Origin of the sequence: Flavobacterium gelatinilyticum (assembly GCF_027111295.1) — a bacterium.
Taxonomy (GTDB): Bacteria; Bacteroidota; Bacteroidia; order Flavobacteriales; family Flavobacteriaceae; genus Flavobacterium; species Flavobacterium gelatinilyticum.
In genome coordinates, this window is sequence record NZ_CP114287.1 from 3,879,571 (window position 1) to 3,896,001 (window position 16,431).

The following is a 16,431-nucleotide window of genomic DNA, read 5'->3' on the forward strand; positions in this document are numbered from 1 at the left end:
CAGCGGGATGGGAGTTCTTTTGAAAACGAAAATTGCTGCTCCTTATTTTAATTACTAAATTAATGACGATTGTCGCATTGAAGGTAAATTTCTTCGTTTGATTTGTCGATGATAGAAATTCCCGGGCAGCCAAAAGAAACGTATTCGAAACCAAAAACAACCGGCGGTTTGTTTTTAAAAAGTTTTCCTGTCCATTGGTTTACTACATGGTCGCCTTCTTCAAAATTTAATGGAGAAGGAGAGGTGCCTTCGCTTTGAGAATATAGTTTTTCGATGACAATTTCGTTGGTTTTTGAATTGGTTACCAAAAGACGTCTGGCATAAATTATTTTATGACTATCTAAATAATCTTGTAAAAAATAATTATAACTATTTGTTTTAAAAGAATGCGTAGTGCCTGTTAATGTGTTTTTTAGCAGTTTTTTGTGTTCGCCGCTTAATTCTTTAGCCGGAAACTCTTTTGAGGTTATTTTTTTCCATAAAATAGGAGTCAGGCGCTCTTTTGCAAATGGATTTTCCGGACCTACATAAACCAAAGCATCCTGGTAATATTCGCTGAATCCGTCTAGGTATTTTTTGTTGATTTCGAAACCAATCATGTAATCAAAATGCTGGTACGGCCAGTCTTCTGTCGAAGAATATCCGTTGATCATCGCGGCTGTTTTGAGATTTTTTACTGCCAGGGAAACCGATTTGTTTTTGGCATAATCATAAATAAAAACCGAATCGTTTTCGGAGATATTGGTTCTGGTAAAGAATCTTTTTCGGTAGGGTTTTTCAAAAGTAAAATACGCAGCCGATATGATATCCATAGTTTCAATTGGCGGTAAAGTTAGTGTGTCTTTTTCATCGGCGGGGCCATAAATATCAGAAAGGGAAACAAAAGCGACATTGCTGCTGTCTTTTGGGGTAAGGGTAAACAAATTGATGCTTTCTTTTCTTGGTGTTTGTTCTTCGCTGCCTTCTGCAATCGAATCGGCAGCTGTATTTTCGATTAAAGATTCTTCTTCTGTTTTTGTTTCCTGTTTTTTATTGCAAGATGCCAAAAAGAGAAACGAAGCGGTAAAAAGGATGTAAAATTTATGATTCATAAAATAGGGATTAGTTGAAAATGGGGGTAATCAGTTATTTTTTATCTCGATAATATTTCCTGTTTTTTTGTCGAATGTTATGGTTCTGTTTGGACCTCCGTAAAAAAGGGTCAGTGTTAAAGTGTTGTCGGTTTCATTTTGAAAAATAATATCTTTCGTTGTTCTTATTTTTAAATCAGGATTGTTATTGATGAACTGCAGATCGGTGCATTTGATTACTCTTTTCTCAAAAAGACCTTTTTTCTCGATTACTTCAAGCCAAGGGCTGGCCAATGGACCATAACTGACGATCTGTGCTCTGTAATTTTTGTTTAAATCGGAGTGAATATACAATCCTAACGAAGTAGTGGAAAGTGCTAATGCATAAAACGGTATCATCATAGGGATAATACTGAATGCTAAAGTTACCAGTAAACCTGCCAAAAGAAGTTTAGCCATAATTTTTTTCCAGAAAACCACAATTACCACAAAACTGCAGATAAGCCAGAGCCAGAATAAAACAACATCGCTGTAATAACCACGAAGACTGATCTCTGTAAAATAATATAATCCGCAGTTTATTACCAGAAAAGCGCTTATAAGCAGATATATTTGAAGGAATATTTTTTTATTTCGACTCATAATTTTTTAAGATTGAATTATTTTCTTTTCCTATATTTTTTCGGACTAGTTTTATTAATGATGTTTGTGTATTCTGATCTTGTTTTTCCAATTTTGAAACAGGAATACTGTGAGTATTTTTAATTCCTATTTCGTTTTTAAGGGGCTGTGATAGCTTTTTTTCGCATTAAGGAATAACAGATAAAATTTTGAAAAAGAAACGCGGTATTCATTGTTTTCTTTTTATGATTAACACAAAAATAAGAAAACCTTTCCTAAAGAAATATCGTTCAAAATTTATAATTAGAAAAAAGAAGGGATATCTGTTTACAGATCGTCGGGTTTGTATTTAAAAACACTTTTATAAAAAGTCTTCCTTTCCTTAATCTCACGGCGGAGAGTTAGAAGTTTTCTTGGAAGAAGAGACATGTTATTGGTGCATAAATCGTAGAGTTCTATTGCCTTATGTGTTAAACGATATTTTTGAATATACGTCCACAAAAAATAAGCCTGCACGGTTTGATTTTCGGCATCACAGATTTTTAAATAATCGCAGACAAGTTTGTGGTGTTTTTCGTCTTCCAAACCCAGGGCAAATACAGCAAAGGTGCCCGGCATGGCAGAACCTTCATTCTCCCGATCATTATAAAATGCCGATTCTTTCATGGCAAGCCGGGCATATTTTTCGATTTGTTCGTGTAAAGAGGGCCATTGAACAGCTTTTGCAAAAAAATGATTTGCATCTTTTTTAGGCAGGTTTGAAATAGGAAGGAATTTCAGTTTACGACTCTTGAAAGTAAAAGTATAAGAAGATGGAAATCCGTATTTTAATAATTGACACAAAAACAACAGTGCTTTACAAAATGCTTCTTCTTTTTCTTCTTTAAAAATAATTGTTATCTCGGCCAGCACATCATTTGCCTTGCAAGAAACGAGGCTGTCCTGGTAATACATTATTTCTTCAGGCAGGCTGCCGCTTCCGTGTTTTTGGAGTTCATTAGGAAGATCAGATCCCAAACGGGTTATCATCGAGAATATCTGATTTGCAATATGTTTTCCCTGGCTGCTTTCGTGCTTGATATGCGAAATGGCAATGTAGCAGGCAAATAGAAAATAATCTTCAGTTATGGGCTGTTTAGGTTCTCCGGGTTTTAACAGCCAGAAAGAATTTTGCTGTTGAAAAAAGTACGGATTCTGAATGAACTTTTTTATCCATAGTTGAAAAGGATGATGCATATGGAATCCCCATCCGCATAATTTATAAAATGCATCTGCAAAAATCTTAATCTTTGTATAACAGAAACCCTCATTTTCGAGCCTGAATAAATAGTATTTAAGAATGTCGTTGATGAAAATTTCCTTTCCTTTTATTTTAAAGCACTGATACGAGGGGTAGCCGGCTCCTTCTCTTGTTCTGGAAACCAGGATGTTTTGTTGTAGAACAGATTCACAACAGATAGTAAAATATTCTTCTAGGGACGGATTTAGTATAATGTCATCAAAAAGTACATAATTTCTATTGGTCAGCATGATCTCTTTTCCTTTTGGCGTTTAAACTGATTTTGATAAAAATAATTAATTAAGCCAAAATTATTTTGAAAGAATAAAATTACATAGAAAAGTCAGGCTTAACATTTTGATAATATGATGAATAGTTTTAATATTTACTTTTATTCAAAATTTAAGCTATGGAAATTAACTGGGTTGTAATAGGAATCGTCGCAGTATTGGTTATTATTTTGGTTGTACTTACTTTAAGAAAAAATCAAAAAGAGAAAAAGAAACTAACAGATCTTTTGAATAATGACTTCAGAAAAACAGAAAAAGAGGATGTCGATGCTGAGGATTCAGCAAACGAGAAATAATTATTTTTTTAAAATACGGATTTTTCCGAGTGATTTGTCATTTTGTTAAAATGATAAGACTATTGGAATCGAGATCTTAAAAAGAACAAAACCCTTGTAAAACAGAGTTTACAAGGGTTTTTATTTGTGGAGAATACCGGATTCGAACCGGTCGCCTCTACGCTGCCAGCGTAGCGCTCTAGCCAAATGAGCTAATCCCCCTTTTTTGGCGTTAAAATGCACATTCCAACTGTTGCCTTCCCGATTTTCATCGGGACGCTCCAACCAAATGAGCGAATCCCAAAGTTGCAGCAAATAAAGTCAATTAATTCTCAAAAAACAAATTTAAAGGACTTTCGACTGAATTATTTTTCAAAACCGTAACTTTACGTTTAAATCTATTTTTATGAAATTAGAAAATTCACAAGGAAGTTTAGAAACTTCTTTTCAAAATACAATTGCAACAATTCAGTTTGGGCATCCTGCAAGTAATTCATTTCCACGTCAGTTATTAGATCGTCTTACGACAGAAATTAACGAACTGAGCCGAAACGAAAATGTCTCGGTTATTATTTTAAAAAGCGAAGGAGATAAGACTTTTTGCTCCGGTGCATCTTTTGATGAACTGCTGCAAGTGCAGAATGAAGAGCAGGGAACCGAATTTTTCTCCGGTTTTGCCCATTTGCTTAATGCCATGCGAAATTGCAATAAACTTATCATTGGCAGAGTGCAGGGTAAAGCTGTTGGCGGCGGTGTGGGAATTATTTCGGCCTGCGATTATGTTTTTGCCACGCATCAAAGCGATGTGAAATTGTCTGAACTTGCAATCGGGATAGGGCCGTTTGTGATTGAACCCGCTGTTTCCCGCAAAATAGGAAAAACGGCAATGTCTGAAATGACACTGGCCGGACACGAATGGAAACCGGCAGAATGGGCATTTCAAAAAGGACTTTTTTCGGTTTTATGCGACGCTTCTTCTTTGGATGAAAATGTAGAAAGCTTTGCGCAAAAGTTAAGTTCGTATAATCCAGAAGCTTTATTCGAAATGAAAAAGATTATCTGGGAAGGAACGGAAACCTGGGAATCGCTGCTTTTTGAGCGTGCGGCAATTACAGGAAAACTGGTTTTGTCTGATTTTACAAAATCGGCATTGCTTCAGTTCAAAAAATAATTTCGCAGATTAAGAAATCTCTTTATTCCTGTAGTCTGCGGCAGAATAAATAATACTAAATACTTTTAAAATGAAACTGATTTCATTATTTCAAAATGTCGATGTTGCTGAAAAACTAAAAAATGCACCCGACAGCGGTTACCAGATTGGCGTTGTAATAGGCTCCTTTATTCCTTTTGTTATTTTAGTGGGAATTGCCTACTGGATGTATAACCGAGCTAAAAAAAGAGATGAAAACGGTTATTAATTTGTAAATTTGCAAGCTTAAAATTAAAAACCGATGAGTAATATCAGAATTACAAAACAATTTAGTTTCGAAACCGGACATGCCTTGTATGGTTACGACGGAAAATGCAAGAATGTTCACGGACACAGTTATAAATTATCGGTAACGGTTATTGGTTCGCCAATTACAGACCGATCGAATGTGAAATTCGGAATGGTGATTGATTTTTCGGATCTAAAGAAGATTGTAAAAGAAGAAATCGTCGATCAGTTTGATCATGCTACTGTTTTCAATCAGACAACACCGCATGTTGAACTGGCAAATGAACTGAAAAACCGCGGACACCACGTTATTTTAGTAGATTATCAGCCAACAAGTGAAAATATGGTGGTAGATTTTGCCGAAAGGATAGTGGCAAGACTCCCAAAAGGGATTTCGCTGTTCTCTCTTAAACTTCAGGAAACCGAATCGTCGTTTGCAGAATGGTACGCTTCTGATAACCTATAAAAAGTTAAAAGTAAAATGTGAAATGGTTTTCTGTTCAGCATTTTACATCTCACAATTCACATTCAATGAAAAAAATATATTTTGCTTCAGATCAGCATTTTGGTGCGCCGACACCGGAATTGAGTCTGCCTCGTGAAAAGAAATTCGTGGCCTGGTTAGATGAGGTAAAACAAGATGCCGAAGCTATTTTTTTGCTGGGAGATTTATTCGATTTTTGGTTTGAATACAAAACAGTTGTGCCAAAAGGTTTTGTGCGTATTCTTGGAAAACTGGCCGAAATTCGCGACAGCGGTATTCCGGTTTATTTTTTCGTGGGAAACCATGATTTATGGATGAATGATTATTTTGAAACCGAATTGGATATTCCGGTTTATCACGATAATAAAGAATTTACTTTTAACGGGAAGACTTTTTTAATTGGCCACGGCGATGGAAAAGGTCCCGGAGATAAAGGCTATAAAAGGATGAAAAAGGTTTTTACAAATCCATTTTCAAAATGGTTTTTCCGCTGGCTTCATCCGGATGTAGGGGTAAGTCTGGCTCAATATTTATCGGTTAAAAATAAACTGATTTCCGGAGATGAAGATATTAAGTTTTTAGGTGAAGAAAAAGAATGGCTTATTTTGTATGCCAAACGTAAACTCGAAAGCAAACATTATAATTATTTTGTTTTTGGGCATCGCCATCTGCCAATGATACGATCTGTTGGCGAAAATTCAGAATATGTTAATCTTGGCGACTGGATAGGGTACTTTACATATGGCGTTTTTGATGGTGAAAAATTTGAACTTAAAAAATTCGAACAATAATTTACCTTTTTTCTTTAGGATATATTCCAATTTTGTGTGTTCGCAGTGAATAACTCGTTACCGGAGCCGTATTGGACTGCTGAAATTTGATTGCTTTTGAATCTTGTTTCGGCATATGACATTCTACACAATTATTTGCCATAATTGCCTTGGATGTGCTTTTAATAGTTTCCGGACTGTGTTTTGGTTCCTTATGGCAGCTCATACAGATTTTAGAATAAACAGCCATGCTTTTATAAGAATCCTGATGCGGATTATGGCAGGACATACAATCCATTTTTTCACTTTTTATAAAACACTTGCTCTGCGAAAGTAATCCGAGCTGATTACCGTGTACATCAAAATTAAGGCTGTCTTTTAATCTGGTATTTTGTCTAAAGTAGGAATTTAAACTTTCTCCTGGTTTGTATTGAAATCTCGACTTTATCTTCATTTGATCGTTTCCGGAATGACACAAAGCACAAGCATCGATTCTTTGCTGTCGGCTCATGTTTTTAAATGAAGCAATATTCTGAGCCTGCTTTAAATCCGGAAATTTTAAATGTGTCTGAACATGCTTTTTTGCCGGAGCATGACAGCGCTCACAATCAATCCCGTAAACCAGCGTGTTTTTATTCATAAAATCTTCTACTTCCATGGTCAGGAAAGTAATGCTGTCAGAACTGGTCGTAATATAACGGCTGGCAATATTCGAACTATGACAGGCATAACATTCCTTGTCTATTTTTCGTTCGAAATTAAGCGTAGTGGCCGAGTAACCCGGACTTGTACCCCAGGTATTTATTGATTTGTAATACGATACAGGCAGTTCGTAAGTATAGTGGTTTTTCCAGTACGCACTCGTTTGTGCATGTTTTATGCCGAAAAGAATTTCAAAAGGATACGCTTCAACTTCTTTTCCGTCTTTGTACACAACTTGATAAAGAGAATCATTTCGATTTTCCATTACCAATTTGAGGTTTTTAGAATAAACAAAAGTGTTTTTTCCGTTAACAAAATGTCCCAGAATATTTTCTTTTGTTCCGGGAGAAGTCGCTTTGTAATGTGAAGTATGAACAGCCAATTCGTGTTGCGGCTGATGGCACTGAATACAGCTTTCAGAACCGGCGTAGTCTGTACCGCGCGGATCTATATAGTCATCAGATTTGCTGTTGCAGCCAGTAAAAATAAAAACTGTTACAGCAATTGTAAGAAAAACGCAGATTTTTTTCATTATTGTAAATATACTTTTTTTTGAATTGAATCAAAATATATTTAAATAATGAAAAATTGTTGTTAAAATATTTAGAATGTTTCTAGTTTAATCCCGGACCGTAAACATATTCATCAAGCTCGATTTTGAATAAAGAACCTTCTACCAAATCCTTAATCGATTTTAATTCGGTCATAGAAACAGCCAGATCAATTGATGAGCAAGGTGTTTTCAATAAAAATTTATGACAGGAATATTTCATTTCACAAGCTTCGCAACACGTATTTTCGATAATGCTGTCTTCGATTAAATCACAAAACTGATTCAATTCTGATACGGTAAAATAAAAACCGGTTTCCTTAAAAACCAGCTGTACTTTATCAAGAAGCGGTTTGCTGTTCTGCTTCCAGTAAAATGCTATGCCAAAATTGTTATGATAGATTTGTTCTATTTCTCTCATCGTAAATCCTTTTAATTCAACAAATATAAATATTATTTATATTAATTCTAAATAAATAATTCTTAAAAATTTAAAAATGTTTTAATCCATTTAGTGATAAAAGTTCATGTTAAGTCTCTCTGTATATGTTTTCTGGGAATTATGCATAAAAAAACTCCGGATTTCCGGAGCTTAATTTGTTAAATGAACTTATATTACTTATATGGTTTAATCAAAATTTAATGTTTGGTAGGATTTCGGCAGTCCCCATTTAGAATTCGCTGTTATATGAAAAAATATTACTCTAATTTATGATGTTCATCCATGTCTCTTTTCAAATCCAGATTTCTAAAAGTTGGTGATTTTAATGCCGTTACAACGACTGTCAAAAGTGTAACGCTTCCTCCAAAAATAACAGATGTTACAGCTCCCATTAATTTAGCCGTTGCACCGCTTTCAAAAGCACCTAATTCGTTTGAAGATCCAACAAAAATAGAATTTACAGCACCAACACGTCCGCGCATATGATCCGGAGTTTTTAACTGTAAAATAGTCTGACGGATTACAACTGAAATTCCATCTGCCAATCCGCTTAAAAATAACGCGAAAACCGAAAGCCAGAAATAGGTTGAGAATCCAAACAAAATGATAGATAAACCAAAAACAAAAATAGCGATCAAAAGTTTCTTTCCGGCATTTTCATACAGAGGCACATAAGCCGAAACAAGCATTGTGATAAAAGCACCCACAGCAGGAGCGGCTCTTAGAATTCCGAAACCTTCAGAACCTACTTTTAAAATGTCTTGTGCAAAGACTGGTAATAATGCTACGGCGCCTCCAAAAAGTACGGCAATCATGTCAAGCGATAATGCACCCAGAACAATTTTATTTTTAAATACAAATGTTAAACCTTCGGTAAGACTGTCTTTGATCGATTCTCCTACTTTTGGGTTTATGATTGGTTTTTTACTGATTTGTGATAAAGCTGTTAATGAAAGGACAGAGAATCCAAAAACCAGACACATAGACCAGTGAACACCAATCCAGTTGATTGAAAAACCAGCCAGCGCAGGTCCCATTACAGCTCCAATCTGCCATACAGAACTGCTCCAGGTTGCCGCATTTGGATATACTTTTTTAGGTATAATTAAAGACAAAAGTGAGAAGATTGTCGGTCCCATAAAAGAACGAACGATTCCCCCAAAAAACACTAAAGCATAAATCGAATATAAAATAACATGCGTAGACCAGCCGCCAATTACTTTTGGCCAGGTCAGTAAGAAAAGTCCAAAACTAATTACTGAAAATCCTAAGATACATTTGACCAATAATCCCTTTTTCTCTCTTTGGTCTACAATATGACCGGCAAACAATGCCATAGAAACGGCTGGAATAATTTCCATTAAACCAATAATGCCTAACGAAAGCGGGTTTTTGGTTAAGCTGTAAACTTCCCATTCAATTACAATAAACTGCATCGACCAGGCAAAAACCATGGCAAAACGTAATAATAAAAATACGTTGAATTCTTTATAGCGAAGCGCCTGATAAGGATCGGGCTTATTCGGTTTAATTTTCTCCATTTGTTCTGATGTCTTTCAGCATAAGCTGTGTTGATACCGTTCCGTTCCATTCATTTTCAGCAATACCGTAAGCGAGCTGAAACGGATTTTGATTTTTTGCTATATCTATTTTCTTTCCTAAACCAAAGCCAATAGCGGCAATTCCGTCTGAATCATGCTGTTTTACAAAAAGTCTTAAATGTTCATCTTCAGAACCTAAAGTTTTGGCGTAACCCGTATCTTTTGCATCCGAAGTCATAAAAACCGGAGTCATATTCTGCGGACCAAAAGGTTCAAATTGTTTCAGAATCCGAATGAATTTTGGGGTTATATCCGAAAAATTTATTTCGGCATCGATCTCAATTTCAGGAGTTCGCATTTCCGGTAAAATAGTTTCTTGTACACATTTTTCAAATGCATCTTTAAAATTACGATAATTTTCGGCTTTTAACGTCATTCCGGCTGCATACATATGTCCGCCAAATTGTTCTAAATGTTCTGCGCAGGCATCAAGCGCATTGTAAACATCAAATCCTTTTACAGATCGGGCAGAGGCTGCGTATTTGTCACCACTTTTAGTAAAAACCAAAGTAGGACGATAATAGGTTTCAATTAATCGTGAAGCCACAATTCCGATCACGCCTTTGTGCCAGTCTTCCTGAAAAACTACGGTCGAAAATCGTTCTTCTTCGTTATTGTCCAAAATCTGCTGAAAAGCTTCTTTTGTTATTTTTTTGTCCAGATCTTTTCTGTCTGCATTGTACTTTTCAATATCCGAAGCAAACTGCTGTGCTTGTTCAAAGTTAAATTCTGTCAATAATTCAACCGCATGATTTCCGTGTTTGATTCTTCCGGCTGCATTAATTCGCGGCGAAATGATAAAAACAACATCGCTAATATCAAGAACTTTCTTTTTTACCTGATGTACCAGTGCTTTAATTCCCGGTCTTGGTTCGCTATTAATTACCTTTAATCCAAAATAAGCCAAGACTCGATTTTCTCCTGTAATCGGCACAATATCGGCAGCAATTGCAGTAGCAACCAAATCCAGATATGGAACCAAATCTTCAATCGTTTCATTTCGATTTTTACCCAAAGCCTGAATCAGTTTAAAACCAACCCCGCAGCCGCACAATTCGTCATAAGGGTAGGAGCAGTCTTCTCTTTTTGGATCTAAAACGGCAGCAGCATCCGGAAGAACTTCTCCGGGTCTGTGGTGATCGCAAACAATGAAGTCAATGTTTTTTGCTTTTGCGTAAGCGATATGATCGATCGATTTTATACCGCAGTCAAGGGCAATAATTAACGAAATTCCGTTATCATCGGCATAATCAATTCCTTTATATGAAATTCCGTAACCTTCGTCATATCGATCCGGAATATAAGTGGCAATATGAGGATAATACGATTTTAAGTAAGAGGAAACCAATGAAACGGCAGTCGTTCCGTCAACATCATAATCGCCAAAAACCAGTATGTTTTCCTGATTTTCGATGGCTTTTTCTATTCGTGCGACAGCTTTGTCCATATCTTTCATCAGATACGGGTCGTGTAAATGTTCTAAAGACGGTCTAAAGAAGTTTTTTGCTTCTTCGAATGTTTCAATACCGCGCTGAATCAAAAGTGAGGCTACAAAATCTTCTACATTTAAAGCTTTGGCCAAATGCTTGATTTTATCTTCAGAAGGTTTAGGTTTTAATGTCCAGCGCATTTTATTGATTGTAGATTTTTGATTTTAGATTTTTGAAATCGTTTAATCAGGATGGTAATTTTTTTAAACACATAGAATCATAGCTCATAGGAAACTTTAAAAAGGCTTTTTACTTGTATCAATAAACATAGTTCTCTATGTGTTTAATTTTTCTCACACAGTTTTTTGATTTTTTTAATCTGTGGCAGAATATTCGTTTTCAACTTTGTTAAAGTTTGCTGAGTTCAGGATGTGGAGTTTGGGAATCCAAAATCTACAATCTGAAATCTAAAATTATTTTAATTCAAGTGCATTTCCTTCAAAGGTAATTCCGTCCCAGCCTAAGTTGATGAAATTTCTAATGTTTTGGTGATTTGTTCCGTTTGGATCGCCTAAAACTTCTTCAAAATAAAAAGCACCAAAACAAGCTAATGTTTCTTCTTTGCTTAAGTTTTGAAGTTTTGCAAAAGAAAATAATTTGCAAGAACCTGAATTTTCGCCTGCTGCGTTATGTTGAGTTCCGTTTTGAAAAGCCGTTGGAGTAAAGTTGTAGTTTTCTTCAATTACGGCAATAGTTTCAGGAAATGTGATTTGTGTTGGTGTTTGTTTTACTTTTTCTAAAAAGGCTTGGATGCTCATGATTATGGTTTGATTTTTTTTGCAGGCAGCTTACAGGTTTTAAAAGGATTTTTTAATCTGTATTAATCTGTGAAATCTGCGGCAAAAATTATTTTAAATTATTCTTCTTCTTCGTCTTTTGAAAATTTACTTTTCTTAGGCTCTTTTGTTATGGTTTTTCCGGCAACAACCACAACGATTTCTCCTCGGGGTGCTGTTTTTTCGAAATGGGCTAAAACTTCTTTGGCAGTTCCACGGACGTTTTCTTCGTGTAGTTTTGATAATTCACGAGAAACGCAGACTTGTCTGTCTTCGCCAAAATACTGAATAAATTCGCTTAAAGTTTTTACCAGTTTATGAGGCGAAACATATAAAATTATTGTTCTTGTTTCTTCGGCTAAAGCCAAAAAACGAGTCTGACGTCCTTTTTTATCAGGCAGGAAGCCTTCAAAAACAAATTTGTCATTTGGGAGTCCACTGTTTACCAATGCCGGGACAAAAGCTGTTGCCCCCGGAAGACATTCTACTTCTATATTATTTTCAACGCAGGCACGTGTTAATAAAAAACCGGGATCTGAAATGGCGGGAGTTCCTGCATCCGAAATCAAAGCGATGGTTTCGCCGGCTTTCAAACGAGCAATTAAGTTTTCAGTCGTTTTATGTTCGTTGTGCATATGATGGCTGTGCATGTGTGTGCCAATTTCAAAATGCTTCAACAGTTTTCCGCTGGTTCGGGTGTCCTCGGCCAAAATCAAATCGACTTCTTTCAAAACCCTTATGGCTCTAAAAGTCATGTCTTCAAGATTGCCAATTGGCGTTGGGACGATATATAATTTTGACATATTTTTTTATTCGTGAAAAAGTGAAATGTGAAAAATGAAATGTTACAGGAATTTTTTCTCGATAATTCCAAGAAAACGATCTACATATTCGTCTTTTCCTTCCCAGTTATTATAGTCGGGTTTCACCATTGTTTCAATAAATTCTTTTACTTCTGCAAAAGAGTCAAAAGTTAAAAGCTGATTCAAAACGCGGCTATAATCTTCGGTGCTGTTTCCAAAAAGATTTTTGGTAAAAGCGATTCGGTCGTTTAAGTCAATATGGAAACCTCTTGATAATTTTTCGTTTAAACTTACCGCTTTAGATTCTTTTGGAGCAGCCGGAGTTTCGAAAGTTTTTGTTTCTATCAGATCGTTTACAGATGAGGCCGAAAGAGGTTTCGAATCATCTACTGCCACAAATTGCGCATCGGCATAATTAATTCCGAAATCTTCAAACGCAATAGGAATTGGTGATGCTTTTATTTCCGGTTTAAGTTCTTCTTTTATTTCTTCTGTAATAGCTTCCTGGTCCAATTCGAAAGCAGGTTTAAAGCCCGGAATTGGTTTTAAATCACTTATGGTTGTAAACGAAAGCTCTTCCTGAGCATTTTGCGGTTCTTCTTGTTTGGCAGTTTCTTTTACAGTTTCAGGTTCAGAAGCGGCTATAATTTGTTCTGGTTCTTCTGTGGCTGGTTCTGCTGGTTCTGCTGTTTCTGCAATTGGTTCCGGTGTTTCTTCTATAATTATTTCCGGAATTTCATCTGCTATTGGTTCATCGGTAATCTCCGCAGAAGGTTCATTAATTTCTGCAGCAATTGGTTCTGTTTTTTCTTCAGTAACCGACTCAGTAATTTCAGGAGTTTCAACAGGAGTTTCTTCCGTATCAGGTTTGTAAGATTCTTCAGGAGCTGTTATTTTTTCAACAGTCGGTGCTTCTGCTTTTTGAATTTCAGGAATTTCCGTTTCTTCTTTGTTAAAAATAGTTTCTATTTCAGCGGTAATTTCGTTCTGTCCGATAGTCGGTTTCAGAGTATCGAAATTATCCTCTACAAATTTTAAAACCGTTAATTTTTCATATAGTTTCTGCGTTTCAATATATAATTGATTGATATCGGATTTATTCCTGAGCTTTAAAATTCGATGTGCAATGCTGATTAAATCAGCTTCCAATTTTTTTTTCATGACTGTTGAAATTATAGTGAATACGGTATTTTAGTGAATTTATTGTATGAATAGTTTTTGGAAAGAAATCAGACGGCTTATTTTTTTATTTCTGTTAATAAGCGTTTCCCAATTTTCGATTTGATAAAAATTGTCTACTTTTGAAAATCTAAAAAACAGCAGTTTTTAACATCAATTTATTACCAGTACAAAGTAATAAAAACTATTCATTTTAAAAGGCAGAAAAATACAAAATGTTTCTCGAAAATACAGTAAATCACAAAGAACAATTTGGTTGGATTGAAGTTATTTGTGGGTCAATGTTTTCGGGTAAAACCGAGGAATTAATCCGCAGATTAAAGCGTGCGCAGTTTGCCAAACAAAGAGTCGAAATATTTAAACCCGCTATAGATACCCGTTATCATGAAGAGATGGTAGTGTCGCACGATGCTAATGAAATTCGTTCTACACCGGTTCCTGCAGCGGCAAATATTTCTATTCTGGCACAAGGCTGTGATGTTGTAGGGATCGATGAAGCGCAGTTTTTTGATGATGAAATTGTAACTGTATGCAATGATCTTGCAAATCGCGGTGTGAGGGTAATTGTAGCCGGACTGGATATGGATTTTAAAGGGAATCCTTTTGGTCCAATGCCAGCGCTGATGGCAACTGCTGAATATGTTACTAAAGTTCATGCTGTTTGCACCAGAACTGGAAATTTAGCCAATTATAGTTTTAGAAAAACTGCCAGCGATAAATTAGTAATGCTTGGAGAAACAGAAGAATATGAGCCGCTTAGCCGCGCAGCGTATTTTAATGCCATGAAAAAAAATCAGGAAAAATAAAAAAATGAGAAAACAGAATATTCTAGTTTTAGCTTTAATTATAATTGCTTTGGGTCTGGCAGGCTGCTTTTATTTTTTTCTTGCCGAAAATGCCGAAGAAGTAAATACTGAAGTAGTTGAATTGGTTGAAAAGTACAATAAAAATTGTCCGTTAACCATTCAGGAAGGTATTCGTTTGGATAGTGTGAGTCTGCATGAAGAAAGAACGGTGAAGTATAATTTAACATTACTTAATGTAGAAAAACAAACTGCTGAGGTTGAAGTAATAAAGGAAGAAATTGAAAAGAGCTTACTGAGTACAGCAAAAGCAAATCCGGGACTTCAGGTTTTTAGAGACAATGATTATACTTTAATTTATAATTACAGCGATAAAAACAAAACGTTTTTGTTTAATGTCAAGATTTTACCAGATCAGTATAAATAAAAATTTATCAATATAAATAATAAAACCCGACAGTTTTTAAAAACTTGTCGGGTTTTGTTTTTTAACTATTAGCTTATTGAGACAGCTAAGATGTTTTTATTGTGTTTTTACTTTTTTCTCAAATACTTTAAAGCGTTTGGTATAGCAAATGGAGCTTCTCCATGAGTTCCGTTTGGGATCTGAAAAGCTGCGATTTTATTGTTAGTAATGAAGTCATTTTCGTCATTTTCTGTTGCTCCAAGAGCTTCATCTTTTCCAGATAATAAATATACCGTTTTTGGCAGCATAGGATTATTTGCCAACAAACTGATATAATTTTTCATGTGGTTCAGTTGTAGTTTAGACATTGCATTAAAATAAGGTAATTCATTGGCCGGAATTTGTGTTATAACTGGGGTTATTCCATTAGGAAATGAAAAATCATTGTTTTTAGCATATGTATCAAAAATTACCTGAACTGGTTTAAGCCTCGTTGCAGAGATAATATAAGCATCTGCTTTTGTATTATTTGTAGTCATATAATCCTGAACGATAAAACTACCATTTGAATGACCGTATAAATAAACAACTTTACGGTTAGATTTCAACCAGCTTATTACAGTTTTTAATATTTCATTTGTTTTATCGTTTACCTGCTGAGCGTTGGCATTAGTAAATGAGCTGCCGCTTCCAAATACGGTTGGGTTCATATTATGCGCTTGTCTTACTGCTACTACAGAATAATTTGGATATTCTGAAGGAGTAATAATGGATTCAAGATTTGTAAGGGCATCTGTTGAAGCGATATGTGTTGGTCCCCCTTCGATGAAAACAACTACAGTATCTTTAATGGTAGAAATCGAAACGTCTTTTAGCTTTGAATCATATATAAGTTTTTGAGGTTCAGTTGTAAGCTTAATATTTACGTAAGGAACCTGTTTTGTCAGGATAGGATAGCCCCCTTCTTTTGGATTGTTTTGATAAACAGGTAACTCATAATATTCATTCTTGTCATCATTAGTGCTGCATGATGTTAAACTGCTTAATGTAATTACAGTAATAAGTAAAATGAAATACTGCTGTATTTTAAATGTACTTTTTTTAATTTTTTTCATGGATTTTTTTCTTTCGTTTTTTTAAATTATTTTTTTGTGTTTTTACACTACATTTTAATTATCCCGAAGAAAATTTTAAGGATTTTTTACTTTTGTATACGAGATAACTAACCCTGATTTATGCCCAAATTATTTAGGATTGATCGCACTAAAATACTCTCGGAGTTTGATGTTGTCTCCGTGTATTTGCAATGAATTTAAATTTTAAAATGGGTAAAAAAGGGATTAATTTTTCGATATACAGCAAGATATAAAAAGTAGTATATTGCTTACAAAAATAGAAATAAATCTAATGAATATCCAAATTTTATATTGACAAAAAAAGATGAAAAAAGTT

General features: G+C 35.1%; 18 protein-coding genes and 1 tRNA gene. 7 read left to right on the forward strand and 12 right to left on the reverse strand.

Features of this window, described 5'->3' with window-relative positions; all coding sequences use genetic code 11:
• Positions 1 to 59: 59 nt before the first annotated feature.
• From OZP11_RS16450 to OZP11_RS16460, 3 genes are all read right to left on the reverse strand, one after another.
• Entirely contained in the window at positions 60 to 1,091 is a 1,032-nt protein-coding gene (locus OZP11_RS16450; protein WP_281231641.1) for an oxidoreductase, read from the reverse strand.
• A 30-nt stretch (positions 1,092 to 1,121) separates the two neighbouring features.
• Positions 1,122 to 1,712, reverse strand: coding sequence for a hypothetical protein (locus tag OZP11_RS16455; protein ID WP_281231642.1), 591 nt, complete (start codon positions 1,710 to 1,712; stop codon positions 1,122 to 1,124).
• 306 nt (positions 1,713 to 2,018) lie between these two features.
• Positions 2,019 to 3,221: a DUF6138 family protein gene (locus OZP11_RS16460; RefSeq protein ID WP_281231643.1), complete on the reverse strand. Its 1,203-nt coding sequence runs from the start codon at positions 3,219 to 3,221 to the stop codon at positions 2,019 to 2,021.
• 158 nt (positions 3,222 to 3,379) lie between these two features.
• Here OZP11_RS16460 and OZP11_RS16465 point away from each other — a divergent pair, with 158 nt between their 5' ends.
• Positions 3,380 to 3,556 carry a hypothetical protein gene (locus OZP11_RS16465; RefSeq protein WP_281231644.1) on the forward strand — a complete coding sequence of 59 codons (177 nt, stop codon included), beginning with the start codon at positions 3,380 to 3,382 and terminating at the stop codon, positions 3,554 to 3,556.
• A gap of 127 nt (positions 3,557 to 3,683) precedes the next feature.
• Here OZP11_RS16465 and OZP11_RS16470 read toward each other — a convergent pair.
• Positions 3,684 to 3,757 (reverse strand) — tRNA-Ala (locus tag OZP11_RS16470).
• 184 nt (positions 3,758 to 3,941) lie between these two features.
• Between OZP11_RS16470 and OZP11_RS16475 the strand changes: the two genes are divergently transcribed.
• The 4 genes from OZP11_RS16475 (at position 3,942) to OZP11_RS16490 (ending at position 6,248) form a co-directional block, all read left to right on the forward strand.
• Positions 3,942 to 4,706 (forward strand): enoyl-CoA hydratase/isomerase family protein, encoded by a 765-nt coding sequence (locus OZP11_RS16475; protein WP_281231645.1) that lies wholly within the window; start codon positions 3,942 to 3,944, stop codon positions 4,704 to 4,706.
• Between the two features lie 70 nt (positions 4,707 to 4,776).
• Positions 4,777 to 4,953: a hypothetical protein gene (locus OZP11_RS16480; protein WP_281231646.1), complete on the forward strand. Its 177-nt coding sequence runs from the start codon at positions 4,777 to 4,779 to the stop codon at positions 4,951 to 4,953.
• A gap of 33 nt (positions 4,954 to 4,986) precedes the next feature.
• Positions 4,987 to 5,439 carry a 6-pyruvoyl trahydropterin synthase family protein gene (locus tag OZP11_RS16485; RefSeq protein WP_281231647.1) on the forward strand — a complete coding sequence of 151 codons (453 nt, stop codon included), beginning with the start codon at positions 4,987 to 4,989 and terminating at the stop codon, positions 5,437 to 5,439.
• 65 nt (positions 5,440 to 5,504) lie between these two features.
• Complete coding sequence (locus OZP11_RS16490) at positions 5,505 to 6,248, forward strand: UDP-2,3-diacylglucosamine diphosphatase (RefSeq protein ID WP_281231648.1); 744 nt, start codon at positions 5,505 to 5,507, stop codon at positions 6,246 to 6,248.
• A 1-nt stretch (position 6,249) separates the two neighbouring features.
• On the opposite strand, the gene OZP11_RS16495 is transcribed toward OZP11_RS16490, so the two are convergent.
• The 7 genes from OZP11_RS16495 to OZP11_RS16525 form a co-directional block, all read right to left on the reverse strand.
• On the reverse strand, positions 6,250 to 7,461 hold the full coding sequence (locus tag OZP11_RS16495) for a cytochrome c3 family protein (RefSeq protein WP_281231649.1): 1,212 nt from the start codon (positions 7,459 to 7,461) through the stop codon (positions 6,250 to 6,252).
• 82 nt (positions 7,462 to 7,543) lie between these two features.
• Positions 7,544 to 7,900 carry a hypothetical protein gene (locus OZP11_RS16500; RefSeq protein WP_281231650.1) on the reverse strand — a complete coding sequence of 119 codons (357 nt, stop codon included), beginning with the start codon at positions 7,898 to 7,900 and terminating at the stop codon, positions 7,544 to 7,546.
• Positions 7,901 to 8,178: 278 nt separating this feature from the next.
• Complete coding sequence (locus OZP11_RS16505; RefSeq protein WP_281231651.1) at positions 8,179 to 9,462, reverse strand: MFS transporter; 1,284 nt, start codon at positions 9,460 to 9,462, stop codon at positions 8,179 to 8,181.
• Positions 9,449 to 11,152 carry a single-stranded-DNA-specific exonuclease RecJ gene (gene recJ / locus OZP11_RS16510; protein WP_281231652.1) on the reverse strand — a complete coding sequence of 568 codons (1,704 nt, stop codon included), beginning with the start codon at positions 11,150 to 11,152 and terminating at the stop codon, positions 9,449 to 9,451. The genes OZP11_RS16505 and recJ overlap by 14 nt, the downstream gene beginning before the upstream one ends.
• A gap of 273 nt (positions 11,153 to 11,425) precedes the next feature.
• Positions 11,426 to 11,770: a HopJ type III effector protein gene (locus OZP11_RS16515; protein ID WP_281231653.1), complete on the reverse strand. Its 345-nt coding sequence runs from the start codon at positions 11,768 to 11,770 to the stop codon at positions 11,426 to 11,428.
• 98 nt (positions 11,771 to 11,868) lie between these two features.
• Positions 11,869 to 12,591, reverse strand: a complete 723-nt coding sequence (rsmI, locus tag OZP11_RS16520) for a 16S rRNA (cytidine(1402)-2'-O)-methyltransferase (RefSeq protein ID WP_281231654.1) — start codon at positions 12,589 to 12,591, stop codon at positions 11,869 to 11,871.
• Positions 12,592 to 12,633: 42 nt separating this feature from the next.
• The gene (locus tag OZP11_RS16525) at positions 12,634 to 13,752 is read right to left on the reverse strand and encodes a DUF8457 domain-containing protein (RefSeq protein ID WP_281231655.1); all 1,119 of its coding nucleotides are present in this window, start codon (positions 13,750 to 13,752) and stop codon (positions 12,634 to 12,636) included.
• Between the two features lie 233 nt (positions 13,753 to 13,985).
• On the opposite strand from OZP11_RS16525, the gene OZP11_RS16530 reads away from it, so the two are divergent.
• Entirely contained in the window at positions 13,986 to 14,576 is a 591-nt protein-coding gene (locus OZP11_RS16530) for a thymidine kinase (RefSeq protein WP_281231656.1), read from the forward strand.
• A 4-nt stretch (positions 14,577 to 14,580) separates the two neighbouring features.
• Positions 14,581 to 15,000, forward strand: a complete 420-nt coding sequence (locus OZP11_RS16535) for a DUF8479 domain-containing protein (RefSeq protein WP_281231657.1) — start codon at positions 14,581 to 14,583, stop codon at positions 14,998 to 15,000.
• Between the two features lie 107 nt (positions 15,001 to 15,107).
• Here the strand turns inward: OZP11_RS16535 and OZP11_RS16540 are convergent, their stop codons facing one another.
• Positions 15,108 to 16,094 (reverse strand): alpha/beta fold hydrolase, encoded by a 987-nt coding sequence (locus OZP11_RS16540; RefSeq protein ID WP_281231658.1) that lies wholly within the window; start codon positions 16,092 to 16,094, stop codon positions 15,108 to 15,110.
• Positions 16,095 to 16,431: the final 337 nt, after the last annotated feature.

What these genes read in the sequence shown, in the direction of transcription:
- OZP11_RS16465 (WP_281231644.1), top strand. Translation starts at nt 3,380, where the DNA reads ATGGAAATTAACTGGGTTGTAATAGGAATCGTCGCAGTATTGGTTATT.
- OZP11_RS16500 (WP_281231650.1), bottom strand. Translation starts at nt 7,900, where the DNA reads ATGAGAGAAATAGAACAAATCTATCATAACAATTTTGGCATAGCATTT.
- OZP11_RS16475 (WP_281231645.1), top strand. Translation starts at nt 3,942, where the DNA reads ATGAAATTAGAAAATTCACAAGGAAGTTTAGAAACTTCTTTTCAAAAT.
- recJ (WP_281231652.1), bottom strand. Translation starts at nt 11,152, where the DNA reads ATGCGCTGGACATTAAAACCTAAACCTTCTGAAGATAAAATCAAGCAT.
- OZP11_RS16505 (WP_281231651.1), bottom strand. Translation starts at nt 9,462, where the DNA reads ATGGAGAAAATTAAACCGAATAAGCCCGATCCTTATCAGGCGCTTCGC.
- OZP11_RS16525 (WP_281231655.1), bottom strand. Translation starts at nt 13,752, where the DNA reads ATGAAAAAAAAATTGGAAGCTGATTTAATCAGCATTGCACATCGAATT.
- rsmI (WP_281231654.1), bottom strand. Translation starts at nt 12,591, where the DNA reads ATGTCAAAATTATATATCGTCCCAACGCCAATTGGCAATCTTGAAGAC.
- OZP11_RS16530 (WP_281231656.1), top strand. Translation starts at nt 13,986, where the DNA reads ATGTTTCTCGAAAATACAGTAAATCACAAAGAACAATTTGGTTGGATT.
- OZP11_RS16450 (WP_281231641.1), bottom strand. Translation starts at nt 1,091, where the DNA reads ATGAATCATAAATTTTACATCCTTTTTACCGCTTCGTTTCTCTTTTTG.
- OZP11_RS16535 (WP_281231657.1), top strand. Translation starts at nt 14,581, where the DNA reads ATGAGAAAACAGAATATTCTAGTTTTAGCTTTAATTATAATTGCTTTG.
- OZP11_RS16495 (WP_281231649.1), bottom strand. Translation starts at nt 7,461, where the DNA reads ATGAAAAAAATCTGCGTTTTTCTTACAATTGCTGTAACAGTTTTTATT.
- OZP11_RS16460 (WP_281231643.1), bottom strand. Translation starts at nt 3,221, where the DNA reads ATGCTGACCAATAGAAATTATGTACTTTTTGATGACATTATACTAAAT.
- OZP11_RS16515 (WP_281231653.1), bottom strand. Translation starts at nt 11,770, where the DNA reads ATGAGCATCCAAGCCTTTTTAGAAAAAGTAAAACAAACACCAACACAA.
- OZP11_RS16455 (WP_281231642.1), bottom strand. Translation starts at nt 1,712, where the DNA reads ATGAGTCGAAATAAAAAAATATTCCTTCAAATATATCTGCTTATAAGC.
- OZP11_RS16540 (WP_281231658.1), bottom strand. Translation starts at nt 16,094, where the DNA reads ATGAAAAAAATTAAAAAAAGTACATTTAAAATACAGCAGTATTTCATT.
- OZP11_RS16490 (WP_281231648.1), top strand. Translation starts at nt 5,505, where the DNA reads ATGAAAAAAATATATTTTGCTTCAGATCAGCATTTTGGTGCGCCGACA.
- OZP11_RS16480 (WP_281231646.1), top strand. Translation starts at nt 4,777, where the DNA reads ATGAAACTGATTTCATTATTTCAAAATGTCGATGTTGCTGAAAAACTA.
- OZP11_RS16485 (WP_281231647.1), top strand. Translation starts at nt 4,987, where the DNA reads ATGAGTAATATCAGAATTACAAAACAATTTAGTTTCGAAACCGGACAT.